The 24,045-nt window shown below is 62.0% G+C and carries 23 protein-coding genes and 1 pseudogene; 12 read left to right on the top strand and 12 right to left on the bottom strand.

Annotated features, from left to right (window positions below; genetic code table 11):
• Nucleotides 1-685 precede the first annotated feature (685 nt).
• The 5 genes from AC0IW7_RS00120 (at nucleotide 686) to AC0IW7_RS00100 (ending at nucleotide 4,366) form a co-directional block, all read left to right on the top strand.
• Nucleotides 686-901, top strand: coding sequence for a YjiS-like domain-containing protein (locus AC0IW7_RS00120; protein WP_122452719.1), 216 nt, complete (start codon nucleotides 686-688; stop codon nucleotides 899-901).
• A 267-nt stretch (nucleotides 902-1,168) separates the two neighbouring features.
• A complete protein-coding gene (locus AC0IW7_RS00115; RefSeq protein ID WP_471815290.1) occupies nucleotides 1,169-1,384 on the top strand; it encodes a DUF1127 domain-containing protein in 216 nt (71 codons plus the stop codon).
• A gap of 180 nt (nucleotides 1,385-1,564) precedes the next feature.
• On the top strand, nucleotides 1,565-1,885 hold the full coding sequence (locus AC0IW7_RS00110; RefSeq protein ID WP_463383545.1) for a DUF2388 domain-containing protein: 321 nt from the start codon (nucleotides 1,565-1,567) through the stop codon (nucleotides 1,883-1,885).
• 190 nt (nucleotides 1,886-2,075) lie between these two features.
• Complete coding sequence (locus AC0IW7_RS00105) at nucleotides 2,076-2,396, top strand: DUF2388 domain-containing protein (protein WP_463383544.1); 321 nt, start codon at nucleotides 2,076-2,078, stop codon at nucleotides 2,394-2,396.
• Nucleotides 2,393-4,366: a DUF7844 domain-containing protein gene (locus AC0IW7_RS00100; RefSeq protein ID WP_471815289.1), complete on the top strand. Its 1,974-nt coding sequence runs from the start codon at nucleotides 2,393-2,395 to the stop codon at nucleotides 4,364-4,366. The genes AC0IW7_RS00105 and AC0IW7_RS00100 overlap by 4 nt, the downstream gene beginning before the upstream one ends.
• Before the next feature lie 3 nt (nucleotides 4,367-4,369).
• Here AC0IW7_RS00100 and AC0IW7_RS00095 read toward each other — a convergent pair whose 3' ends face one another.
• The gene (locus tag AC0IW7_RS00095; protein ID WP_463539771.1) at nucleotides 4,370-4,771 is read right to left on the bottom strand and encodes a GFA family protein; all 402 of its coding nucleotides are present in this window, start codon (nucleotides 4,769-4,771) and stop codon (nucleotides 4,370-4,372) included.
• 99 nt (nucleotides 4,772-4,870) lie between these two features.
• Between AC0IW7_RS00095 and AC0IW7_RS00090 the strand changes: the two genes are divergently transcribed.
• From AC0IW7_RS00090 to AC0IW7_RS00080, 3 genes are all read left to right on the top strand, one after another.
• The gene (locus AC0IW7_RS00090; protein ID WP_471815288.1) at nucleotides 4,871-5,776 is read left to right on the top strand and encodes an AEC family transporter; all 906 of its coding nucleotides are present in this window, start codon (nucleotides 4,871-4,873) and stop codon (nucleotides 5,774-5,776) included.
• 242 nt (nucleotides 5,777-6,018) lie between these two features.
• Nucleotides 6,019-7,323 (top strand): CitMHS family transporter, encoded by a 1,305-nt coding sequence (locus AC0IW7_RS00085; RefSeq protein ID WP_471815287.1) that lies wholly within the window; start codon nucleotides 6,019-6,021, stop codon nucleotides 7,321-7,323.
• Between the two features lie 79 nt (nucleotides 7,324-7,402).
• Nucleotides 7,403-8,164: a TerC family protein gene (locus AC0IW7_RS00080; protein ID WP_463383541.1), complete on the top strand. Its 762-nt coding sequence runs from the start codon at nucleotides 7,403-7,405 to the stop codon at nucleotides 8,162-8,164.
• A gap of 47 nt (nucleotides 8,165-8,211) precedes the next feature.
• On the opposite strand, the gene AC0IW7_RS00075 is transcribed toward AC0IW7_RS00080, so the two are convergent.
• The 6 genes from AC0IW7_RS00075 to choX all read right to left on the bottom strand — a co-directional run bounded on the left by AC0IW7_RS00075 (nucleotide 8,212) and on the right by choX (nucleotide 12,890).
• Nucleotides 8,212-8,472, bottom strand: a complete 261-nt coding sequence (locus AC0IW7_RS00075) for a hypothetical protein (protein ID WP_463539767.1) — start codon at nucleotides 8,470-8,472, stop codon at nucleotides 8,212-8,214.
• Nucleotides 8,459-8,806: a hypothetical protein gene (locus tag AC0IW7_RS00070; RefSeq protein ID WP_471815286.1), complete on the bottom strand. Its 348-nt coding sequence runs from the start codon at nucleotides 8,804-8,806 to the stop codon at nucleotides 8,459-8,461. Before AC0IW7_RS00070 ends, AC0IW7_RS00075 begins: the two co-directional genes overlap by 14 nt.
• 703 nt (nucleotides 8,807-9,509) lie before the next feature.
• Nucleotides 9,510-9,992, bottom strand: coding sequence for a thioesterase family protein (locus AC0IW7_RS00065; RefSeq protein WP_471815285.1), 483 nt, complete (start codon nucleotides 9,990-9,992; stop codon nucleotides 9,510-9,512).
• A gap of 11 nt (nucleotides 9,993-10,003) precedes the next feature.
• Complete coding sequence (locus AC0IW7_RS00060) at nucleotides 10,004-10,969, bottom strand: L-carnitine dehydrogenase (RefSeq protein ID WP_471815284.1); 966 nt, start codon at nucleotides 10,967-10,969, stop codon at nucleotides 10,004-10,006.
• A 26-nt stretch (nucleotides 10,970-10,995) separates the two neighbouring features.
• On the bottom strand, nucleotides 10,996-11,883 hold the full coding sequence (cdhC, locus tag AC0IW7_RS00055; RefSeq protein WP_471815283.1) for a 3-dehydrocarnitine:acetyl-CoA trimethylamine transferase CdhC: 888 nt from the start codon (nucleotides 11,881-11,883) through the stop codon (nucleotides 10,996-10,998).
• A gap of 74 nt (nucleotides 11,884-11,957) precedes the next feature.
• Entirely contained in the window at nucleotides 11,958-12,890 is a 933-nt protein-coding gene (gene choX, locus AC0IW7_RS00050; protein ID WP_471815282.1) for a choline ABC transporter substrate-binding protein, read from the bottom strand.
• 74 nt (nucleotides 12,891-12,964) lie between these two features.
• Here choX and AC0IW7_RS00045 point away from each other — a divergent pair, with 74 nt between their 5' ends.
• Together AC0IW7_RS00045 and AC0IW7_RS00040 are read left to right on the top strand one after the other, a co-directional pair.
• The gene (locus tag AC0IW7_RS00045; protein ID WP_471815281.1) at nucleotides 12,965-13,135 is read left to right on the top strand and encodes a hypothetical protein; all 171 of its coding nucleotides are present in this window, start codon (nucleotides 12,965-12,967) and stop codon (nucleotides 13,133-13,135) included.
• The gene (locus AC0IW7_RS00040; RefSeq protein ID WP_463383535.1) at nucleotides 13,113-14,105 is read left to right on the top strand and encodes a GlxA family transcriptional regulator; all 993 of its coding nucleotides are present in this window, start codon (nucleotides 13,113-13,115) and stop codon (nucleotides 14,103-14,105) included. Before AC0IW7_RS00045 ends, AC0IW7_RS00040 begins: the two co-directional genes overlap by 23 nt.
• Nucleotides 14,106-14,113: 8 nt before the next feature.
• On the opposite strand, the gene AC0IW7_RS00035 is transcribed toward AC0IW7_RS00040, so the two are convergent.
• Entirely contained in the window at nucleotides 14,114-16,081 is a 1,968-nt protein-coding gene (locus AC0IW7_RS00035; protein WP_471815280.1) for a sigma-54-dependent Fis family transcriptional regulator, read from the bottom strand.
• Nucleotides 16,082-16,399: 318 nt separating this feature from the next.
• Entirely contained in the window at nucleotides 16,400-17,584 is a 1,185-nt protein-coding gene (pobA, locus tag AC0IW7_RS00030) for a 4-hydroxybenzoate 3-monooxygenase (protein ID WP_471815279.1), read from the bottom strand.
• 135 nt (nucleotides 17,585-17,719) lie between these two features.
• Here pobA and AC0IW7_RS00025 point away from each other — a divergent pair, with 135 nt between their 5' ends.
• Together AC0IW7_RS00025 and AC0IW7_RS00020 are read left to right on the top strand one after the other, a co-directional pair.
• Nucleotides 17,720-18,595 (top strand): helix-turn-helix domain-containing protein, encoded by an 876-nt coding sequence (locus tag AC0IW7_RS00025; protein WP_471815278.1) that lies wholly within the window; start codon nucleotides 17,720-17,722, stop codon nucleotides 18,593-18,595.
• A gap of 113 nt (nucleotides 18,596-18,708) precedes the next feature.
• Nucleotides 18,709-19,533, top strand: coding sequence for an HDOD domain-containing protein (locus AC0IW7_RS00020; protein WP_122493952.1), 825 nt, complete (start codon nucleotides 18,709-18,711; stop codon nucleotides 19,531-19,533).
• Between the two features lie 53 nt (nucleotides 19,534-19,586).
• Here AC0IW7_RS00020 and AC0IW7_RS00015 read toward each other — a convergent pair.
• The 3 genes and pseudogenes from AC0IW7_RS00015 to AC0IW7_RS00005 form a co-directional block, all read right to left on the bottom strand.
• Nucleotides 19,587-21,854, bottom strand: a pseudogene (locus tag AC0IW7_RS00015) (ATP-dependent DNA helicase); the annotation flags it as partial.
• A complete protein-coding gene (locus AC0IW7_RS00010) occupies nucleotides 21,851-23,491 on the bottom strand; it encodes a VRR-NUC domain-containing protein (protein ID WP_471815277.1) in 1,641 nt (546 codons plus the stop codon). The gene AC0IW7_RS00010 and the pseudogene AC0IW7_RS00015, both read right to left, overlap by 4 nt.
• A gap of 95 nt (nucleotides 23,492-23,586) precedes the next feature.
• A complete protein-coding gene (locus tag AC0IW7_RS00005) occupies nucleotides 23,587-23,859 on the bottom strand; it encodes a hypothetical protein (protein ID WP_471815276.1) in 273 nt (90 codons plus the stop codon).
• Between the last annotated feature and the right edge of the window lie 186 nt (nucleotides 23,860-24,045).

Genomic DNA, 24,045 nt, shown 5'->3' with positions numbered 1-24,045 from the left:
TTATGTCTTGTGCAAGGCCGCGCCGAAGCTACGGCTGCCAACCGCCGATTTTCGCCACGCCAGTGTTCGTTGAGGTGAATTTGTCGAAGCGATTCCAAAGGTCGGCTGCATGACATCTATATAGGTACTGGCATAGGCGGTTAGCGACATCTGTTACGCGAAGCACTTCAACGGCCTATCAGTTTGGAAGAAATCGGTTAGGTGCTCGGGCGAGGTGCGCATATAGCGCGCCTCTAGACAACAGCGCTATTGCCAGAAAACGCGCAACAGAAAGTCGGTGTTCAGCGCCTATTCGCGTCCTTTTTTGCGGGTTTCTGTTGCTTGGCGCAATAAGATGCAAAAAATGGCAGGGCGCCCCTACCTGAACAGTTGCCGCGAAACCGGAAAAAATCTGTTTTCCCTTCGCATCAACAGAGAAAACACCTGTAGGAAATTGAAAACTGTACTGGTCGACAGCGGCCGTCTTCGCAGAACCTGGCGAACTCGACAGGATTTTTTGAGTAAAAACGCCTCAAAATCGGGCGTACCGATACAGTTTGCACCGTTATGGATAAAACAGTTTGTGTATAAACTTCCCACCACCAGCACAATTTGAGGGAACTGTGACTACAAGGTCAGCTGTGCGAGGCGCAACATACGCTTCAGTTAAATAACCAGTCCCGCCATAAGCGGAAGGAAGCAAACCATGGAACGTACCCTCAGTTCCGACATGTTCGTAAGCGAAAAAAGTTCGAAAGCCCAAGCTGCTCTGCCACTGCGCATCGTCTCCAATCTGCTGCTCTGGCAACGCCGCATGTCCAGCCGCCACCAGTTGGCCCGCCTGGATCCACGTCTGCTGGCAGACGCCGGTATCAGTGAAGCCCAGCGCTTCGCCGAGCTGAGCAAGCCGTTCTGGCGTTAAGTGTTGTGACTGGCTGAGGCATTTTTTCGCACCAGCCACTGAATTGAATAAACGAAGCCCGCCGCAGGAAACTGCCGGCGGGCTTCGTCGTTTCCGGGTGTGAAAAAGCCGGTTAAACAGCTATCTGCGGGAAGAGCGGTACAGTTTTAAAACTAAGTCAACTGAAGCAGTACAATTCTGGATGACTGTCACTGCCCGGTTACGCGCCGCTGGGGGACCATGTTTTCCCATACCCAGCACTCGCGATACAGCGAGAAGGAACGTGCCATGGAACGCGCACTCGGCCAAACCGCCGCTCTTCTGCCCACCCTTGCCCAACGGCGTCCTTTTATTAAACGCGTTGCCGGCGCCATCGCCCTGTGGCTGCGTAATGCCCATACCCGCCGGCAGTTGGCGCGGCTGGATGAACGCCAATTGGCGGATGCCGGCATCAGCTTGTGTGATCGGGAAGTGGAGCTGAGCAAACCGTTCTGGCGCGAGTGAGCGCCAGGGTTCGCCTTGTGTTGGGCTTCGCCAGAGGCTCAACCCAACCTGCGGTCGCGAACCTTTTCTTTTCCGCGTGCGAACCTTCCTTATTCATGCCCCTCCAAGTGCGACCCAAGCGCCGCCGCTGCGCTAGTCTGTTTCTCGATATCACCTTTCGTCTTCACTTGGAGTACCGCCATGACCACCCTGCGCCTGCTAACCGCTGCCGCACTGCTAACCGTCGCCGCCAGCGCTTCGGCCACCAGCTTTGTTTACACCACCGATGCCGTGGTCGGCGCCGTTAAAGGCACGTCCGATGTCACGTCGGATCTTTCCTCCTCCTTTGGCGACGACAAAATCGTCCTCGCTGCCCGCGAAGACGCTGCCAGCTTTGTCGCCACCGCCGGTGATCTCCGTGGCGCGCGCCTGGAAGCCGCCCTGGCGCATATCCGTCAACAAGCGCCGCAGTTGCAAGCCAGCAGCGACTTGCAACTGGCCCAGTCCATTCTGGTTTTGTAAGCCCGCCGACACGGCGCGACGCTGGCCCCACGTCGCGCCTTCAGCTAGCCTTGGCGCCCGCCGTTGCGGGCGTTTTTGCGACCGCCATCAAATAGCCACAATTGGCTTGGAACTGGCTCTGTCCAAACTCGTCCAAGTGTTTCACTCGCTATCAAGTCATTTTTCCCGCATTTGTTTCGGAGATTTCTCTATGCGCCGTCCGCTTCCGCTCGCCGCTTTCGCTTTGCTGCTCGCCACCGGTGCTGCCCAGGCCCACACCTTGGTGGAAACCAGCGAAATCATCGTTCGCGCCTTCGGCCGTACTATCGATTTCACCTCCGACACCACCACTTCCGTGCGCGATTCCAAAGTGGTGCTCGAAGCCCGTGATGACGCTGCCAGCTTTGTTGCCAGCGAAGGCTCCATTCGTGGCGCCCAATTGGAAGCGGCGTTCACCACCCTGCGCGACCGCGTTCCCGAAGCCCGCGATGCCAGCGACCAAACGCTGGCCGAGGCTATTCTCGCCCTGTGAAACGCCTTTTAGTTCGAGGCGGCGCCTGGCTGTTAGGCGCCGCGCTGCTGTGCGGCGCGAGCCTGGCCCAGGCGCAACTGCGCCTTGAGCTGCAACGTGACGGGTTGGATGCGAACCAGCAGCAGGCCAGTCAGGCACTGCTTGACGAGGCCATGGCGGCGCTACCGCCGGCGTTCGTTCAGCGCCTCGACCGGTCGGTGCGGGTGCGCTGGACCGACGAGTTGCAAAGCAACGCCTACGGTCAGGCCCGCAATGCGACCCTGCTGGTGCTCAACCAACGGCTGTTGCCCGCGCTGACTGACGGCTCGGCCGCCCGCGAACAAACCAATCGCCCCCACGGCACGGTGCGCCAGGAACTGCTCGCCACTGTGCTGCATGAGCTCACTCATATTTACGACCGTGCGCGGCTGTGGTCGCCGGCTGAAAAAACGCTGCTGCTGCGTTGCCAACGCCAAGTCAAAAGCCAGGGCGTGATTGGCCAGATGAACGATTGCCGAGGCCAATCCGAGCGGCGCTTTACCCTCAGCGACGATCCGCGCCTGCTCGACCTCGCCGGCTGGCCGCAATACGTCGGCCGACGTGGCGAGCGTGAAGCGCATAACGGCCAGGTGGCGCGCAGTCCGGACATCTACGAGCTGAGCAACCCGCGCGAATTCGTGGCCGTGAACATGGAGTATTTCCTCCTCGACCCGGCTTACGCCTGCCGTCGTCCGGCGCTCAATCGCTACTACCGCGAACAGTTCGACGGCTGGGCGCCGGCCAATGCCGAGCCTTGCCCGAGCACGTTTGCTTACCTGAATGCCGGCCGCGATTTCGCCCGTCAGCCGTTGGGCAAGCTGGATCCCGAGCGCGTATACGAGGTTGATTACCTGCTCGCCGAGGCTAACGACGAGTGGGCCAGCCGCTGGGGCCATAGCATGTTGCGCCTGGTGATTTGCGCCCCAGGCCGCCCGCGCGGCCCGGATTGTCGGCTGGATATGGATCAGCACCTGGTCTTGTCCTACCGCGCCTTTGTTGGCGATTTGCAGCTGTCGAGCTGGGACGGCCTCACCGGCGTGTACCCGTCGCGCCTGTTTGTGCTGCCGCTCAGCCAGGTGATCGAGGAGTACACCAAAGTGGAGCTGCGCGGCCTGGTGTCGGTGCCGCTCAAGCTCGATCGCCCGCAGCTCGAAGCGCTCGTCGAACGCGCCGCCGAGCAACATTGGAGTTACGACGGCAACTACTACTTCCTGTCCAATAACTGCGCCGTGGAAACCTTGAAACTGCTGCGCAGCGGCACCGATCAGGCGCAGCTGCAAACCCTCGACAACATCATGCCCAACGGCCTGCTGGAAGTACTGGCCGGGCGAAATCTGGCTGACCTCAGCGTGCTCGATGATCGCCGCGAAGCGTTGCGTCGCGGCTACCGATTCGACTCGTTTCGCGACCGTTACCAGGCCATGTTCGAGGTGCTCAAAGAGCGCCTGCCCATCCCGCAGCAAGCCGTGGATGACTGGATAAGCCTGCCCGCCGAGCAGCGCCGCGCCTGGTTTGCCAAGGCCGATCTGCGGGCCAGCGCCGCCATGCTGTTGCTCGAACAGGCCGCGCAGCGCCGGCAGTTGTTACTGGCGCAAGACGAACTCAAGCGTCGCTACCTCAGCAGCCGGGCACTGGCCGACGGCAGCAGTGGTGAAGCGGGTAAAACCCTGGAGAAAATCCTCGCCAACAGCGGCTTTCTAAGCCGCCCGGCGGAGCTGCTTGACGGTGGCTACGGCCTGCCGCAGGCCAGCGAATGGCAGAAGCTGCAAGCCGAGAGCGACAGTCGCCAGAAAGAACTTCGCCAGCTTAGCGACGACCTCGACGGCCAAGTGCGCAGCCTGCTCGAACCCCAGCGCCTGGCCGCGCTGGATGCCGGGGACGCCAACCTGAAACTGCTTAGCGAGCACCTGCGCGCGCTGCACAAAGCGTCCGGCGGTCTGGTGCTGCCTTAAGCCTCAGGTGCTTTCGCCATCTTCCGACGGCAAGTGTTCATCCAGATGCAGCCACGGCAAACGCGTGGTGACCCAGATGTGCCGATCAGGTTTGGCCTGGTCGGGGTGGTCGAGGGTGCCGACCGTGATGTCGATGGTTTGCGGGCTGTGCTCGGTATGAAACGTCAGGTGCGCGCCGCAGGTGGGACAAAATGAACGGGTACAGCCGGGCGAAGAAACGAAGCCCTGCGGTGTGCCCTGGGTCCATTCGAAACGCTCCAGCGGCACGGTAAACCAGGTGGTGACCACGGCGCCGCTGGTGCGCCGGCACATGCTGCAATGGCAGTGGGCAACGTCGTTCAATGGCGCGTTGAAGCGGTAGCGCAGCGCGCCGCATTGGCAGCCGCCGGTGTGGATGTCCGTCATGGATGGCTCTCCTCAATGACCGACACGCCGCCCGGTTCGTGTTGCGCCTCGCGCCTGGGCTGCGCAAGATGCCGGCTCGAGCCAATCGGGGAGTGTGTCGTGTTGCAGTTGTGGTTGGCCTTGTGGCCGTTGTTCGCCTTGATCATCGCCGGTTTCGCCCTGCGTCGCCTGCGCTTTGCCGGTGACGAGTTCTGGCCCACGGCGGAACGTCTCAATTACTTCGTTCTCTTTCCAGCCCTGTTGTTCAGCAATTTAGCTACCGCGCCCCTGGGCGATCCGGCGTTACCGCGCCTGGCCTTGGCCGTGCTGCTGGGCTTGGGCGTGGCGTGGGCGGCGCTGCTGCTGTGCAAGCGTTTGCGCAAGTGGACGGCCGCGCGCTTCGGCGCCATCAGCCAGGGCGTGCTGCGGTTCAACACCTATCTGGGACTCGCCGCCGTGGGCAGCTTGTATGGCAAGGAAGGGCTGACGCTTGCCGCCTTGATGCTGGCAATGATGGTGCCGGCCGTGAACCTATTGTCGGTTTGGGCGCTGACGGCGGAGCGGGGCGTTAGCGCGCGCAACTTGCTGCTGCCGATTGTGCGCAATCCGCTGATTCTCGCCTGCGCCGCTGGCGCGCTGGTCAACGTGTTGGGCATTGGCTTGCCCGGTGGCAGCGACCGCCTACTCAACCTGCTGGCCGTCGCCAGTTTGCCGCTTGGCTTGCTCTGCGTCGGCGCGGCCCTGCGCCCGCAAGAGCTGGCCGGCGAGGCGTCGGCGTTGGCGTGGAACTGTGTGGTTCGCTTGCTGCTGATGCCGCTGCTGGCCTTTGCAGTGGCCCGCGCGTTGAGCCTGCCGCCGTTGCCAAGCAGCGTGCTGATCCTGTTTTTTGCCCTGCCTACCGCGCCGACCTCCTACGTGCTCACCCGCCAGCTGGGCGGCGACAGCCAACTCATGGCCGGCATCATCACCCTGCAAACCTTGTTCGCTGCCGTCAGCCTGCTGCTGGTTCTGACCCTGCTCGGTTAAGCCCGCTGCGCATTGAAAGCTGGCTGAAAGTTTCGCCGCTTAGCATCCCACCACCGCCGGCACTCGACCGGCCGCCGGCCGCTGTGTGCGTGCTGGCGAGACTTCCAACAATAAAAATTGGTGATTGCCATGCCCCGCTGCGCTGTTTCTGCACCTGTTCTCCGTCCCCCTCGAGCCTGTCGCTGAGCCCGTCACCCTGACGGCCGCCCGCCACCACGCCCGCTAATGCACGGAGAATTCCTATGTTGACCCTCCTTGGCTTCGCCATGGTCATCACGTTCATGTACCTGATCATGAGCAAACGCCTGTCGGCGCTGATCGCCTTGATCATCATCCCGATCGTTTACGCGCTGGTTGGCGGCTTTGCCGGGCAGATCGGCCCGATGATGCTCGAAGGCATCACCAAGCTCGCGCCCACCGGCGTGATGCTGATGTTCGCCATTCTCTACTTCGCCCTGATGATCGATTCCGGCCTGTTCGACCCGGCCGTGCGCAAGATTCTAAAACTGGTCAAAGGCGACCCGCTGAAAGTGTCAGTGGGCACCGCCGTGCTGGCGCTAGTGGTGTCGATGGATGGCGACGGCGCTACCACTTACATGATCTGCGTAGCCGCCATGCTGCCGCTTTACCAGCGCCTGGGCATGAGCCCACGGATCATGGCCGGTCTGATTATTCTGGCCGGCGGGGTGATGAACATGACCCCGTGGGGCGGACCCACCGCCCGCGCGGCCAGTGCACTGCATGTCGACCCCTCGGATATTTTCGTGCCGATGATTCCGGCCATGGCCGCTGGCGTCCTGGCAATTCTGGCCATCGCCTATTTCTACGGCAAACGCGAGCGTGCGCGCTTGGGTGAACTGCATTTGCCGAGCGACGCCGTGGGCGGCGCCGAGATCAGCGTGTCGCAATTTCCCGACGCACGCCGGCCGAAACTGCTGTGGTTCAACGCCGCGCTGACCGTGGCCTTGATGGTCGCGCTGATTCAAGGCCTGCTGCCGCTGCCGGTGCTGTTTATGCTCGCGTTCGGCATCGCCATGATCGTCAACTACCCCTGCCTGCAGCAGCAAAAAGAGCGCGTAGCGGCTCACTCGGCCAACGTGCTGGCGGTGGTTGGGTTGATTTTCGCGGCGGGTATTTTCACCGGCATTCTTTCTGGAACCGGCATGGTCGACGCCATGTCGAAAAGTTTGCTGGCCGTTATTCCCACCGCCATGGGCCCGTATCTGGCGGTGATCACGGCCGTGGTGAGCATGCCGTTCACGTTCTTTATGTCGAACGACGCCTTCTACTACGGTGTTCTGCCGGTGTTGGCCGAAGCCGCGAGCCACTATGGCATCAGTGCCGTTGAAATGGCCCGGGCTTCAATCGTTGGCCAGCCGGTGCACTTGCTCAGCCCGTTGGTGCCTTCGACCTATTTGTTGGTGGGCCTGGCCGGCATCGAGTTTGGTGACCATCAGCGCTTTACCCTGAAATGGGCAGTTCTGGTTTGCCTGTGTATCCTTGTCGCCGCGCTGCTGATGGGAATTTTCCCAGTGTTTGGCGGCTAGGCATTTTTGTAAGAGCCAGCTTGTTGGCTCCTACAGGGTTTGAACTTCACGTTATGTTGGAAACACGAGGACGCTGTACATGGAATGGCTGACCAGCCCGGAAATCTGGATTGCATTTTTTACCCTGACGGCGCTGGAGATTGTGCTCGGGATCGACAACATCATCATGATTTCGATCTTGGTCAGCCGTATGCCCAAAGACATGCAGCCCAAGACCCGTTTCTTCGGTTTGGCGCTGGCCATGGTCACGCGAATTCTGCTGCTGCTGTCGATCACCTGGGTGATGCGCCTGACCGCTGACCTGTTCAGCATCATGGGTCACGGCTTCTCCGGGCGTGACTTGATTCTGTTCTTCGGTGGCCTGTTTCTGTTGTGGAAAAGCAGCACCGAGATGTACCAGAGCCTGGAAGGTGAAGACGAAACCAACGACGCGCCCAAAGGCATGGGCAGCGGCTTTATCGGCACCATCATTCAGATCGCCATCATCGATATCGTGTTCTCGCTGGACTCGGTTATCACCGCCGTCGGCATGGTGTCCCATGTACCGGTCATGATTGCCGCCATCGTCGTGGCCGTGATGGTGATGATGCTCGCCGCCGGCACCATCAGCGCGTTCATCGACAAGCACCCGTCGCTGAAAATGCTCGCCCTGTCGTTCCTGATCATGGTCGGCACGGTGTTGATTGCCGAAGCCTTTGATGTGCATGCGCCGAAGGGCTACGTGTACTTCGCCATGGCGTTCTCGCTGGCGGTGGAAGCGGTGAACATCAAAATGCGCACCGTGCGTGATCGCAAAAAGAATGAAGCGGTGAAGCTGCGCAAGGATATTCCGGGGCAGTAATGGCCCAGCGGTTGACGTGAAAATCCCCGGTTATGCCGGGGATTTTTTTATCCGTGGTTTTCTTTGTACTGGGCGAGGGCGGGCAGCAATTGCCGGGAAATGGCTTCACGCACGGCCGGTAGCATGACGGCGCCGCTGCCGAGCATTTGCTCGACGAGCTTGCGCAGCGCCAACGCGCGCGGGCCGTCGAGGCCGAGTACAGCGTGCTCGCAGGCCTGTTCCGGCGAAGCGCCGGGCGGCACGGCGAAGCCCAGGGTTTGCAGGCGTTCGCGCAGGTCGTCCTGGTCGATCAGGTCAGCGTGCATCATGGCCGTGGTCCTTGTTGCGGGGGAGGTGGGGTCGATTCTGGTGAGGGGTTGGGCTGGCTTCAAGGGCGATGGCTGTTATATGCATGAAGAGGTCGTTTTCAACTAATTCCCGGTCGTTCGTGATGGGCACAATGGCGGCCAGAGTGTCAGCCTTGATTGGCGGGCGTTGGCTGTTTTGGTTGGGTTTGGTCACCTGATCGAGGTTGTCCGGTTCGACGTTGGCGCTCCCTGTTAGAAGCATTTTGGCCCCCCGTGCTGTGTCGGCTTTTCGGGGGGCTTTTTTTTGGGTGTTGGATAGTCGTTTGGCGCAGGCGGCGGCCCAAATCTCCGTCATTCCCGCGCAGGCGGCGGTCCGACGATTCGGAATCCACAATTTCCAGTCAAGCGCGGTGGCAACACAAACCCCGCGTCATCCTCGCGCACGCGGGGATCCAGAATTTCCAATCAAGTGCGGTGGCAGCACAAACCCCCCGTCATTCCCGCGCAAGCGGGAATCCAGAATCTCCAGTCAAACGTGGTAGCAGCACAAACCTCCGTCATTCCCGCGCAGGCGGCGGTCCCACGATTCGGAATCCAGAATCTCCAGTCAAGCGCGGTAGCGGCACAAACCCCCGTCATCCTCGCGCACGCGGGGATCCAGAATCTCCAGTCGAACGCAGTTGTGGAGGTATTCATTACCGCGTGCGCTGAACGTTCTTGTTTCGCGCCTTACGCGCGAGTCACTTTTGTCATTGCGACAAAAGTAACCAAAAACGCTAGCCCCTACCTTGGCCCTACGCTGCGCTACGGGTGCCCTCGCTCCGTCGCCGCTCCGGGGGCCGGCGAGACGGGCCATCCATGGCCCGACACGCCTTTCGCGGCTCCCGGCCGCTCAACCCCCTACGCGTCGACTCCACTCGGCCTGCGATAAACGGGGCGGGGTGGATCACAAGCGAGATCAAAAGCGGTAGGTCAACATCTCGCGGCTGAAGCCGCTCCTACAAAAGGGTGGTGGCGCTGCTTTGCTTTTTTGTAGGAGCGGCTGGGCGGCATTCCGATTAGCCGCGATGCTTTTGCGCCGGAAGACTGATTATCCGGCCGGCATATTCGGGCTTTTCCATCTCGCCTTGCGCGATCACCAGCCCTTCAATCCTGGCCAATGTCGTGGCGCTAAACGGAGCCGATTTCGGCCCATGGGTGTCCACGTGCAGCAGCATCTGTTCACTCACGGCCACGGCATTTTCCTGGCCTTCGCGGTATAGGCTCAGGTACAGGTGCAGCCGTTTTTGGTCATGCCCGAGCACTTGCAAACGCACCTCTACGGTTTGGTTTTCTTTCACTTCGTGCAGGTAGTTGAGGTGCACTTCCAGGGTGAACAGGCTGCGGCCGCTGGCTTCGCGGGCGCTGGCGTCGAGGCCGAGGGTGTCCATCAGCGCGTCGACGGCCTGGCTGAAGATCAGCAGGTAGTAGGCGTCGCGCAGGTGGCCGTTGTAGTCGACCCAGTCGGCGCCGATGTGGGTGCGAAAAAGGCGGTGTTCCATGGGCGCGGTCCTCAGTCGGCGAAGGCGAAGCCGTGTTTTGTTTTGCAGGTTTTGACGGCCTCCAGCACGGCCATCAGGCAGTCGTCGCGGTAGCGTTCCAGTTCGGCGATGGAGCGTTGGCCTTGCTGGTCGGTGGTGCCGGCAACCACGTCGTCGATGAGTTTTTCGGTCAGCTCGGGGGCGGGCAAGTAGGTCCAGGGCAGTTGCAGGGCCGGGCCGAATTGGGCCATGAAGTGGCGCATGCCGGCGTCGCCACCCGCCAGGGTGTAAGTCAGGAAGGTGCCCATGAAGGACCAGCGCAAACCGGCGCCAAAGCGAATCGCATCGTCGATTTCGCCGGTCGTGGCGACGCCGTCGTTGACCAGGTGCAGGGCTTCGCGCCACAGCGCTTCGAGCAGTCGGTCGGCGATAAAGCCGGGCACTTCTTTGCGTACGTGCAAGGGCCGCATGCCAAGACGTTGGTACACCTCGATGGCGGCCTGAACGGCTGCCGGCGCGGTGTGTTGGCCGCCGACCACTTCCACCAGCGGCAGCAGGTAAACGGGGTTGAACGGGTGGCCGACTACGCAGCGTTCCGGGTGCGTGGCGTCGGCGTAGAAGTCGCTGGGTAACAGGCCAGACGTGGACGAGGCGATCAATGCGTTGGGCTTGGCTGCGGCGCTGATTTTGGCGTGCAGGTCGAGTTTCAGGTCGAGGCGTTCCGGGGCGCTTTCCTGGATGAAGTCGGCGTCGCGCACACAGGCTTCAATGCTGTCGACAACGCGCAATCGCTCCAGGCTCGCGCCTTCTGCCACGCCTTGTTTGACCAGCGCCGGCCAGGCATTGGCGACGCGCTGGCGCAAGGCCGCTTCGGCGCCGGGGGCGGGATCCCAGGCGACTACGTCGAGGCCATGGGCGAGGGCGCGGGCAACCCAGCCGCTGCCGATTACGCCGCTGCCCAGGGCTGCGAAAACCTTGATGTCGGTGATAAAGCTCATAGCCACTCCAGCAGTAGAAAAGTGGGTCAGCCGCGACGGCTGAGGTTCATTTTTGCCCGGCCTTCGGCCGGCGTCAGAATGCGTGCGCCAAGGCGGGTCAGAATTTCGCTGACCCGTTCGACCAGCGCGCCATTACTGGCCAGCACGCCTTTGTCCAGCCACAGGTTGTCTTCCAGCCCAACCCGCACGTTGCCGCCCAGCAGCACGGCTTGTGCGGCCATGGGCATTTGCATCCGGCCGATGCCAAAGCCGGCCCAGGTGCAGTCGGCGGGCAGGTTGTCGACCATGGCTTTCATGGTGGTGGTGTCGGCCGGCGCGCCCCAGGGAATGCCCAGGCACAGTTGGAACAGCGGGTCGTGCAGCAGGCCTTCCTTGATCATCTGTTTGGCGAACCACAGGTGGCCGGTGTCGAAAATTTCCAGTTCGGCTTTCACCCCCAGTTCGGTGATGCGTTTGGCGCCGGCGCGCAGTTGGGCGGGGGTGGAAACGTAGATGGTGTCGCCGTCGCCGAAGTTGAGCGTGCCGCAGTCCAGGGTGCAGATTTCCGGCAGCAGTTCTTCCACATGGGCCAGGCGGGTGAGCGGGCCGACCAAGTCGGTGTTGGGGCCGAATTCCATGGGCGTTTCGCCCGCGCCGATTTCCAGGTCGCCGCCCATGCCGGCGGTGAGGTTGACGATGATGTCTACGTCGGCCTCGCGGATGCGTTCCATCACTTCGCGGTACAGCGCCACATCGCGGCTGAATTTGCCGGTGTCGGGGTCGCGCACGTGGCAGTGCACCACCGTCGCGCCGGCCTTGGCGGCTTCCACGGCAGCGGCGGCAATTTGTTTGGGGGTGATGGGCACCAGATGGCTTTTGCCGGTGGTGTCGCCGGCACCGGTCAGGGCGCAGGTAATGATCACGTCGTGGTTCATGGCATGTCCTTCAACAAGCAGGCAGGGCAAGCCGCTGCGCAGTCACGGTGGGCTGCGCGGCGGTTGGGGAGCGGTCAGGGGTTGGTGCTGAGTTTCAGGTGTTCGCTGGCCGGGCGGCCGTCGAGGGTGGTCACGCCTTCAAGCCAGCGCTGCTGGTCTTGCGGGTGATCCTTGAGCCATTGCTTGGCCGATTCGAGCGGGTCTTTGTGGTCGAGCAAGGGCTGCATCATGCGGCTCTCGTCGGCGGCGGTGAAATGCAGGTTGTTGAGCAGTTTGTCGACGTTCGGGCAGCGGCTGGCGTAGTCCGGCGCGGTAACGGTCCACACCGTTGCGCGGCCTTCGTCCGGGCCGAGGGCGTCCTGGCTGCCGGACAGGTAGGTCATGTCCTGGTTGACGTTCATGGGGTGCGGCGCCCAGCCGAAGAAGACCACGGCTTCCTTGCGTTTTACCGCACGGCTGACGGCGGACAACATGCCGGCTTCGCTGGATTCCACCAACTGGAATTTGCCCAGGCCGAACTGGTTTTTGGCGATCATTTCCTTGATCTGCGTGTTAGCGCCTGAGCCCGGTTCGATGCCGTAGATTTTCCCGCCCAGCTCCTTCTCGAACGTGGCGATATCGGCGAAGGTTTTCAGGCCTTTGTCGGCCAGGTAGGTGGGGACGGCGAGGGTGGCGCGGGCGTCGTCGAGGCTGGGTTTGTCGAGCACACGCACCTGCTTGGCCTCGATAAACGGCGTGATGGTGCGGGTCATGATCGGGTTCCAGTAGCCGAGGAACAGGTCCAGGCGTTTGTCGCGGATGCCGGCGAAAATGATTTGCTGCGAGGCGCTGGTTTGCTTGGTTTCATAGCCCAGGCCGTCGAGCAGCACTTGGGTCATGGCGCTGGTGGCGATCACGTCGGTCCAGTTGACCACGCCCAGGCGCACGTTCTTGCAGGAGGCCGGGTCGGCGGCGAAAGCGGTCTGGCTGGCGAGCACTAACAAACAGCAACTGAGTACGGTCTTCATCGGTGTTCCTCATGTGGCTGATTTCTCGCCAGCGCGGTGCTGACGGGAATACTTGTTGTCGAGTGGAGCCAGCGATGCCTTGCCAGCTGTGGGCCAAATTACCGGCAGCGCTGGCGGCAAAATCACACGGTAGCGACCCGCATTTGTACTCAGGCGACCTGCTGCATTGCCAACGCCACCGCAACGGCGTAAGCCACGACTATTCCCTTGCCGAGCCGTGTCATGCCTTCGACTCCAGTTACTGAAGACTTCTGGTTTCTGCTGCTGCCGGGCTTTTCCATGCTCGGCTTTCTGTCGGCGGTGGAGCCGTTGCGCGTGGCCAACCGTTTTCAGGCCGATTTGTACCGGTGGCAGGTGATGAGTCTGGACGGCGGGCCGGTATTGGCCAGCAATGGCATGTCGATCAACGCCGACAGCGGCCTGGCGCCGCTCGCGCGTACTGCGCGGCTGCTGCTGGTGGCCGGTTTTGAGCCGTTGCAGGCCTACAGCCCGGCGCTGGCGCGGTGGCTAAAACGCCTGGATGGCGAGGGCGTTACGCTTGGCGGCATCGACACCGGCGCCGTGGTATTGGCCGAAGCCGGCCTGCTCGACGGCCACACCGTGACGCTGCATTGGGAGGCGCTGGACGCCTTCAAGGAGTCGTACCCACGCCTGCACGTGACCCAGGAATTATTCGAAGTGGACCGCTCGCGCATCACCTGCGCCGGCGGCACGGCGTCGATTGATCTGATGCTCGACCTGATCGCCCAGGCCCACGGCGCCGAGCTGGCGGTGCAGGTGTCGGAGCAGTTTGTGCTCAGCCGCATTCGTCCGCGTCAGGACCACCAGCGCATGGAAATCGCCACGCGCTACGGCATCAGTAACCGCAAGCTGGTGCAGGTGATTGGCGATATGGAGCGACACACCGAACCGCCGCTCGACACCCTGGAATTGGCCGAGCGCATTCAGGTGACGCGGCGGCAATTGGAGCGCTTGTTTCGCTTGTACCTCAACGACACGCCGTCGAATTTCTACCTGCGCCTGCGCCTGGAAAAAGCCCGGCAACTGCTGCGCCAGACCGACATGAGCGTGTTGGAAATCAGCCTGGCGTGCGGCTTCGAATCGCAGTCGTATTTCTCCCGCTGCTACCGCACGCGCTTCGCCTGTTGCCCGCGTGAAGACAGGCACCCGGTGCCTGCACGTTCACGCAAAACCCTGGCGCCGCTGCTGGGCTGAGGCGCCTGTTAAAACACCTCGTTGGGCTGCACGATGCCGTGCTTTTTCATCTTGCGGTAAAGCGTCGAGCGCGAGATGCCAAAGCTCTCGGCGGCGGCAGTGATGTTCCATTGATGCCGGCGCAAGGTGGCATACAAATGCCGCACCTCATCGCCCTCCAGTTGCTCGGCGAGGTTGTTGCTGACCGGCGCGGCGACCGGCATGGGCGCGGCGACAATTGCCCCTTGCAGCTCGGCGGGCAGGCAATCGCTGTCGATCACGCCGTCTTCGGCCAGGGCCACGGCGTAGCGCAGGCAGTTGAGCAACTGACGGATATTTCCCGGCCAGGCGTAGCCGAGTAAACGCGCCCGTGCCTGTTCATCCAGTCGCAGCCCTTGAGCGCCCGGCTGCGCCGCCAACAGGTGCTCGATCAGTTGCTCGCGGTCGCTGCGTTCGCGCAAGGCGGGCAAGTGCAAGGTCATGCCGCTCAAGCGGTAGAACAGATCTTCGCGAAACTGCTTGGCGCTGATCATGTTGGCCAGATGCTGGTGAGTGGCAGACACCACTTGCACATCCAGGCCGACCGGCGTTTCGGCACCCAGTGGGGTGATCTCGCGCTCAGCCAATACGCGCAATAAACGGGTTTGCAGGTGCGCCGGCATGTCGCCAATTTCATCGAGAAACAGCGTGCCGCCGTTGGCCAATTCCAGCTTGCCCTTCATGCCTTTTTTGTTGGCGCCGGTGAAGCTGCCGCTGCGGTAGCCGAACAGCTCGCTCTCGATCAGGGTTTCGGGAATGGCCGCGCAATTGAGCGCCACGAACGGACCGTTACGCCGCGCGCTGGCCTGGTGAATGGCGCGGGCAAAGGCTTCTTTGCCGGTGCCGGTTTCGCCGGTAATCAGCACGGCAATGCCTTTGTCGAGCACCTTGCGGATGCGCCGCACACCTTGTTGAAGCAGCGGGTCGTTGCCGCCCAGTTGATCGAGTTGCGGGTGCTGCTGGGCGCTGGGGCGCGGCGCAATTGGCGTGACGGTGGCCGGGCTGCCCTGCGCTGGCACACGGCCGACGGGAATGCGCAGGCCGACGTCCACCAGCGCTTCGTCCACCAGCGCACGCATTTGCACGCCCCGGGCGCCGCCGCTGGTCATGCTCAATAATTCGTCGACGCTGGCGGGCAGCAGCGTGTCGATGCGCCGGCTCAGCAGCGCCTGGTTCTGGGACTGGTCGTAAGCGACAAACGCCGCACGGTTGGCGCCGATGATGCGGCCGCCTTCGTCGATGGCCAGCAACTGCTCGTTGGCTAGGTCGGTGACGTCGTCGCGCGGTTTGATCGCCAGGGTCAGGCAGTCGCGGTAGCGCTGGCGAAAGTGCGCGTTCTCGATCAGGCGCGCATACATGATCACCAGTTGCAGCGTCAGGTACTGCGCTTCTTTTGGGCCGTCGCTGTTCAGGCTGGTGGCGTTCAGGCAGCCGCGCAGTGCGCCTTGGGCGTCGAAAATCGGCGCCACCGAACAGCTCAGGCGAAAGTTCGAGGTGAGGAAATGTTCTTCCCGGTGAATGGTCATCGCTTGCTCGGCCGCCAGGGCGGTGCCGATGCCGTTGGTGCCCGCTACGGACTCATCCCAACGGGCGCCGACGATCAGCCCCGACTGGGTGTACAGGTCGCGCTGATGAGGCAACCGCGAGTCGAGGGTGATGCCTTTTTCATCGCTCAGTAATACCGCGAAGCCGGCTTGCACCACCCGCTTGGCCAGGCCGCTGACGCCCTGGCTGGCAATGGCCAGGTACTCCTGATGTTGCTGCTGGTGCTGGCGAATTTCTTCGGCGGTGAGAATGTGTTTGACGTTTACCGCACGGGGGTTGAGTTGGTGCTGGTTAACGCTGCGGTACCAGGATTGCGCGATAACGCCGTCGGGGCGAATACCGCGTTCGGGGAAGTTTTCGCTGACGAAAGCGGCCAGCTCACTGGCGCTGGTTTCCACGGCATGCAAAGGCATAGCAGGACTCCCGATGGCCGATGTCGTGGGGCGAATCGGCCTCTTGTTCTTGTGATGAATCGGCGCCGGAATGTCGTGCTTAAGAGCAGGGCAGACGCTGCGCAGGTGACACAACCATAGCCTGATGGGTCGCCGCTTGCAGTCATCCTTCCGTCGCATGCAGAGGTTGCAGCAAGCGACATGCCCAAAGCCCCGCGCCTGGCTAAGAGGCCCGAGCCAGCGCGGCGCAAGGCGTGCGGGGCGGTTGCAGAGGGTGCGTCGGGAGTGACACACCTGTCGCAGCGCGCTGAATCATCTGTTGCAGCCTCGCACCGGGTATTACTCAATCGCCTCGTAAGGCAAGCCCACATAGTTTTCGGCGATGGTCTTGCGTCCCGCCTCGGAGCTTACGAAGTAATCCAGCTCGGTTTGCTGCATGCGCAGGCTGAACGCATCGGTGTCGGGAAAACGGTGCAGCATCGAGGTCATCCACCAGGAAAAGCGCTCGGCTTTCCACACCCGGCGCAGGCAAATTTCCGAGTATTTTTCGAGCAAATCGGTGCGGCCTTCGCCATACACTTTGAGCAGAATGCGGTACAGCGTGCTGACGTCGCTGGCCGCCAGGTTCAAGCCCTTGGCGCCGGTCGGCGGCACGATGTGCGCGGCGTCGCCAAGCAGGAACAGGCGGCCGTATTGCATGGGCTCGACGACAAAACTGCGCAGCGGCGCGATGCTTTTCTCGATTGAGGGGCCGGTCACCAAGCGCGCGGCTACCGGAGCGGGAAGGCGAAGTTTGAGTTCGTCCCAGAAGCGCTCGTCAGACCAGTCTTCAACCTGCTCATCGGCGCCCACTTGCACGTAATAACGGGTGCGGGTGGGCGAGCGCATGCTGCACAGGGCAAAGCCGCGTTCGTGGTTGGCGTAGATCAGTTCTTCGTTTACGGGCGGCGTATCGGCCAGGATGCCCAGCCAGCCGAACGGGTAAATTCGCTCGAATTCCTTGAGCACGCCGGCGGGAATGGACTGACGCGAGACGCCGTGAAAACCGTCGCAACCGGCGATGTAGTCGCAGTCCAGGCGCAAGGTTTCGCCGTTGTGTTCGAAGGTGACGTAGGGCTGGGCGCTTTTCATATCGTGCGGCTGCACGTTGCTGGCGCTGTAGAACGTCTGCGCGCCGGCTGCCTGGCGGGCCTGCATGAGGTCGCGGGTCACTTCGGTCTGGCCGTACACCATCACGGTTTTGCCGCCGGTCAGGCCTTTGAGGTCGATGTGTTCGCTGCGCCCGTCGAAGGCCAGTTCGAAACCGTCGTGAACCAGGCCTTCGGCGTCCATGCGCTCGTTGACGCCGGCTTCGCGCAGCAGGTCGACCATGCCTTGTTCGAGCACGCCGGCGCGGATGCGGCCGAGGATGTAATCGGGGGTTTGGCGTTCGATGATGACGTTGGCGATGCCGGCTTTGTGCAGCAACTGGCCGAGCAACAAACCGGACGGGCCGGCACCGATAATTGCGATCTGGGTTTTCATGGGCGTTGTCCTGTGCAGCTCTGCGGTGGGCGAGAGCACTTAGTTGTTTTTATGACTCCTGTATTTTTTGTGGTTAAAGGCTGGCCGGGAAGGCAATATCGGATCGCGTTTCTGTACTTTTCGTGGGTGATGGTTGTGCTAAAATCTGCTGAAAATGCGGTTCCGGTGTTCAAGTTGTATGGCGAAACGGCGGCCTGGCCGACGCCGGATCTGATTCATTGCGAGACCATTCCGGCGCGCAGCCGGTTGCACCACTGGGAAATCAAACCGCACCGCCACGGCGACCTGGTGCAGCTGTTGTATGTGCAATCCGGGCAGGCGCAGTTGCAGATCGAGGGCTCGCTGACCGAGGTGCTCAGCAGTTCGGTACAAGTGGTGCCGGCGTTGTGCGTACACGGCTTTCGCTTTTCCGACGATGTGCAGGGCTACATTCTGAGCCTGGCGCAACCCTTGGCTGAACAACTGGCCGCCACGCTGGAAAGCCAGGTGCTGCGACAGCCCGCCTGCTTCGCCATCGACCGCGAGGGCGGCAGTGAGGGGCGGTATCTGGACGCGCTGTTCGAGTCGATAGCCGCCGAGTACGACCAGCAGCAAAGCGGCCGTGATGTGATGTTGCAGTCTTTGATCAGCGTATTGCTGGTGTCGCTCGGCCGCCGCGCCCAGGCGCAATCGCTGGCGCACGGGCCGGACCGGGGGCGCGAGCATGTGGACGCTTTCACCCGTTTGCTCGAAGCCCATTACCGCGAACACCTGCCGATTGAGCATTACGCCAGCGCCCTGAACATCAGCACCGCCCACCTGAATGCGCTGTGCCGACGTTTGGCCGGGCAATCGGCGTTGCAGATGATCAATCAGCGACTACTTTTAGAAGCCAAACGCTGCCTGGTTTACAGCGCCATGACCGTTAATCAGGTCTCTGACCGTTTGGGGTTTTCCGATCCTGCTTATTTTTCGCGCTTCTTCAAGCGCGGCACAGGGCTGTCGCCCAAAGGCTTTCGGATTCAGCGCTAGCGCAGGCAGCGACGCCTTGCTAGCTTCAATGGTGTGGCCCATACGCGGTGTCGGTACGCGGAAAAAACTTTGCCTATGCTGTCCTTACACGCCGTTTAACTGAGAGTGAGCTCATGGATATAGAAACGCTGTTTGCCGACCTGCACGCTCTGCCGAGCATTCCCAAGGTGGCGCTGGAACTGATTCAGCAATTTGACAGCCCCTCGTCCAGCCTGGACGCCGTGGCGCGCAATATCTCTCTGGACCCGGTGATCGCTGCGAAGGTGCTGCGTTTGGCGAACTCCTCGCGCTACCGCGGCGCACGCGAGTCCACCAGCATCGAAGACGCCGCCTCGCGCCTGGGCTTCAACACCTTGCGCACCTTGGTCATGGCCTCGGCGGTAACGGGCGCCTTTAAAGCCGACGCCACGTTTGATCTCAAAGGCTTCTGGATTCACAGCTTTCAGGTCGCCAGTATCAGCCGTTTGTTGGCCAAACAGGCCGGCCAGGATGCCGACACCGCCTTCACCTGCGGCATGATGCACAACATCGGCGAGCTGCTGATTCAAACCGGCGCGCCGCAATACGCACCGCAACTGAACAACAGCAAACACGCCAACGCCGCTGGCCGCGCGGCCAATGAAACCTTGCAGTTAGGGTTCGGCTACCCGGAAGTGGGCGCCGAACTGGCGCGTCGCTGGCAGCTGCCGAAACTGATTCAGACCGCCATTGCCCTGCAGGGCAATCCGCAACAGGCGCCAGCCGACCAACCCCTGGCGAAAACCCTGGCGCAAGCTGTGCTGATTGCCGAAGCGATGAAAGCCCATGGCGGCGCCACCGAGGAAGCCAAAGCCTCGTTGAGCGGGCCATTGGTGGAAGAGCTGGATCTGGACGCCGTGTTTGCCGCATTGCCCGCCGTGCTGGAAGCGGACAAGGCGTTTGCGGAGTTGCTTGGGTAACGATCAACAGCATCGCGGCTGAAGTCGCTCCTACAAACCACCGCGTCCACCGTCGGCAACCGACACCGCTGCACTTCCCACCACGTTGGCAATAACCGCCGCACGGCCGCTTGGCTGAAGCGGTCGTCCATCAAATACACCACGCCACTGTCTTGCTGGGTGCGGATCACGCGGCCCGCGGCCTGCACCACTTTCTGCAAACCGGGATACAGGTAGGTGTAGTCGTAGCCGCTGCCGAACATCGCTTGCATGCGTTGCTTGATCTGCTCGTTGATCGGGTTGATTTGCGGCAGCCCGAGGGTGGCGATAAAGGCGCCGATCAGGCGATTGCCTGGCAGGTCGATGCCTTCGCCAAAAGCGCCGCCCAGCACTGCAAAGCCGATGCCCTGGCCGTCGGCGTGGAAACGGTCGAGAAAATGTTGGCGTTCGGCTTCGTCCATTTGCCGCGATTGCACCCAGATCGGCACCAGCGGGTGCGCGGCGATAAATTCATCGCGCACTTGTTCCAGGTAGGCGTAGCTGCTGAAAAACGCCAGATAGTTGCCCGGCCGTTCGGCAAACTGGCGGGCCATCAGCGCGCTGATTGGCGCCAGGGAACGCTCTCGGTCGACATAACGGGTCGACAGGTTGCTCACCGCCTGCACGTGCAATTGCTCGGCCAGAAACGGTGATTCCACGTCCAGCCAGGGCGTTTGTTCCGGCAGGCCGAGCAGGTCGGCATAGTAATTGGCGGGACTCAACGTGGCGGAGAACAGCGTGCAGCTGTGGGCCGCTGCCAGTCGCGGGGCGAGAAACGGCGCGGGCACCACGTTGCGAATGCACAGGGTCGATTGCGCGGTACCACCAGGGCCGAGGTGGCGGCTGATGTCGAACAACGAGTGCGGGCCGAACACTTCCGCAAGGCGGCAGAACAGCATGGCGTCGAGGTAGAAGTGCAGCAGCTCGGCTTCGTTGCCGGTGGGCTGGTCGGTGAGGTGATCGGTGATCGCGCTCACGGCTTTTTGCAGGGCCATGATGAACAGGTCCGGCGCGGCCGGGTACACCTGATACAGCGCTTCCTGGTCTTTGTGCAGTTGGTTCCAGTGACGGTTTACCCGGTCCAGCACGCTCTTCAGGGCTTTGGGCGCCAGGCCGCGCATGGTCTTGAAGCGCGCTTGCTGCAGCTCGGCGCTGTACATGCCGCGCCCGCGCTCCACCAGGTTGTGGGCTTCATCGACCAGCAGCGTCACTTTCCATTCGTTGAGCTGGGTAAGGCCGTAGAGCAGGGCGGTCATGTCGAAGTAATAGTTGTAGTCGCCGACCACCACGTCGCTCCAACGACACAGTTCCTGGCTCAGGTAGTACGGGCAAATGCCGTGCGCCAGGGCCACGTCGCGCACGGCGTTCTGGTTCAACCACTGGCTGTCGAGGGCGGCCTTGCGCGCGGCGGGCAGGCGGTCGTAGAAGCCTTTGGCCAACGGACAGGAATCGCCGTGGCAGGCTTTGTCGGGGTGCTCGCAGGCTTTATCGCGCGCGACGTGTTCGAGCACGCGCAGGGCGATTTTCGGTTCCTGGGCGCGCAGGGTTTCGAGCGCATCGAGGGCCAATCGCCGGCCCGGTGTTTTCGCGGTGAGGAAAAACAGGCGATCAAGCTTCTGCTCGGGAAAGGCCTTTAGCTGCGGGAACAGCGTGCCGATGGTTTTGCCAATGCCGGTGGTGGCCTGGGCCATCAGGCTGTGGCCGTCACGGGCGGCGCGGTACACCGCTTCCGCTAACTGGCGCTGGCCGCTGCGAAACGTGGCGTGGGGAAAACGCAGATGGCCGAGGCTGTCGTCACGCTCGATACGGTGCGCCTGCTCCTGCTTGGCCCAAGTAATAAAGCGCTGACAATGCAGCTCGAAAAACGCCTGCAATGCGCTGGCACTGAAGGTTTCGCGGAAGCTGGTTTCCTTGTGGGTGAGCACATTGAAATAAACCACGGCGAGGTCGACTTCTTCCAGCTCGTACTCGCGGCACAGCAAGGCGCCGTACACCTTCACCTGCGCCCAGTGCAGCAGCCGGTGGTTGTCTGGAATGCGCGAGATGTCGCCGCGGTGGGTTTTGATTTCTTCCAGCAGGTTCTCGTCCGGGTTGTAGCCATCGGCGCGGCCGCGTACCAGCAAGCCTTCGTACTCGCCGCTCAGCGGCAGCTCGGCGATGTAACCCGAGCCGCGCCGGGCGACCACGCTCATGTGCCCGGCGATGCCTTCCTGGGCCGTGGGCGAGGGGGTGAAGCGCAAGTCGAGGTCGCCTTGTTTGGCGGTGAACTCGCAGAGGGCGCGCACGGCCACCTGATAAATCACGCCTCACTCCATTGCACGTAGCAAACGTCCACCGGCATACCGTGTTCGGCGCAGAACGCCAGCCAGCGCTTTTGATTGTCTTGCAGGCGGTCGCCGGGGCCTTTCACTTCGATCATGCGGTAGCGCTGTTCGGCGGGCCAGAACTGGATCAGGTCGGGCATGCCGGCGCGGTTGGCTTTGATGTCGCCCAGCAAGCGCTGAAACCAAGCGCGCAGGTGCGCCGCGGGCAGGCAGAGCAGGGCATGGTCCAGCAGTTCTTCGCTGAGCAGGCCCCAATACACGAAGGGCGACTGAATGCCGAATTTTTCCGCGTAGGTAGCACGAATGCGTTGCTGGTAAGCGTCGCTGTTCAAGGCGTCGAGGCAATCAGCAAACTGTGCGGCGCGGCGTTGGCTGAAGTCGGCGCGCAGCAAGTCCACGGGCCCTGCATGAAACGGGTGGAAAAACGCGCCCGGCAGCGGCGCATAAATCGCCGGCCAGCAAAGCAAGCCGAACAGGCTGCAAATCAGCGCGTTCTCCACGTAATACACCGGTGCGCCGTCTTCGCTCAGGTGCAACTGCACACGCTGTTCGACGCTGAAGTCGGGGTGGAACGGCAGGCTCAGTTCGATCAGCCCGGCGTCCACCTTCGCCGGTCGGCTGGCTTTGGCCAGGCCCAACTGCCGGTTCAAGCGGGTAAGGGCGCGGCCCACCAGTTGCGCCTCGGCATCGTTGACCGGCGCGGCGGCGGCTTGCTGCGCCAGGGCATACGCCTGCTCGAACTGGCTGAGGCGCTCGAGCACGCGAATCTGCCGCTGCCGCGCCTGCGGGTAGCCGCTGACGCCATACAGCCCCAAGGCGTGTTCAAGCTCGCCGAGGCGTTCCAAGTGCTGGCCAATGCGAAACAGCAATTTGCCGCGTCGCTCCAGCAGCAGCGGGTTGTCGGTGTGCACCTGGGCAATGTGCTCGATCACCTCGGTCAGCGGCTCGCCCGCTTCAAAGCGCTGGCGGCAATTCCACAGGTGGATATAGGTGTCGACGTCGTCACGCCGCGTGAACCCGCGAGACTCGGCGCTGAGCTCAACCTGTTCGTAACGGAAAATGCCTAGGTCTGAGAGCACGAACTCCACCCAGTCCTGATGCAGATTGCCGAAGAACATCAGACGCAGGCGGTCGATCAGTTCGCCAATGGCCAGGGTTAACAAGGGATCGTCCAGCGCCGGGCACCACTGACTGAACGGGCGCGCGCCGGGCAAGTGCTCTTCGAGCTGCTCCAGCAGTTGCGGTTTGTTGGCCGTGCGGGTGAGCAGCAACGTGCCGAAGTGGTTAAGCACTTCGTCTTTGCGCAGGTACGCGAACAGCTCGGCGAGGCTCAACGCATGTTCGTTATGCACCCAACCACAGGCCAGCAGCGGCTCGGCGGCCTGGCGCGGACAGCCGATTTCTTCATAGCTGAGCTTGCTGGCGCGAAAGTGCGGCCCTTTGCGCATGATCATGCGTGTAAGCAGCGCTTGCGAGGGCAACGGTAACTCGACAAACACGCGCACGAAGGCCGCCTCGTCGGCGCTGAGCAGGTCGCTGTAGCGCGCAGCAAGCCATGCCAGCGCTTTATGAAAGTTGGCCAGGTAGTAGAAACGGGGATCGTCGAGGGAGTGCATCGGTACGCCAAACCACTGTGTGCATGTACAGATACCAGCGCTCGGGCGCGCTGGCAAATACAAATAGATCGGTGGCTTGGCGAGAGCGGTGGCGGTTAGTTGTAGGTGATGGTGATCACTGGGTTGTCGAGATCGGTTTGGCTGCCGTCGAGCGAGCCGACCTGGGTTGTAAAGGCTGGGGCACCGCGCGAGCAGGCGTCGTTTGCCGGGCGGGTAATGACCTGGACGTTGCTTGCCGTTGCAGTGGGCTCGGCGCTGACCGTACAGGCGGCTTCGACGATCTGGCCTTCGAAGCGGATGGTGCCGCCGTCGGCAAGGGCGGGTAGGGCGGTGAACAGGGAAAATAGCAAGACGAGGCGTGCGGGCATGGCGGTGGCTCCGTGGGCTGATGGCGCACGGGCAAGTTAAGAGGGGTTTGAAGGTCGGTGCCAGATGGGGATGTTTGTTTTGTGGGAAGGGTCTTGGAATGATTATTTTCCTACAGGTGTAGGACCTGTCTCTTATACACATCTCCGAGCCCACGAGACGAAGCGGCACATCGCGTATGCCGTCTT

It is taken from the genome of Pseudomonas sp. AC229 (genome assembly GCF_979254655.1).
This window is presented reverse-complemented; position numbering and strand designations above follow the sequence as displayed.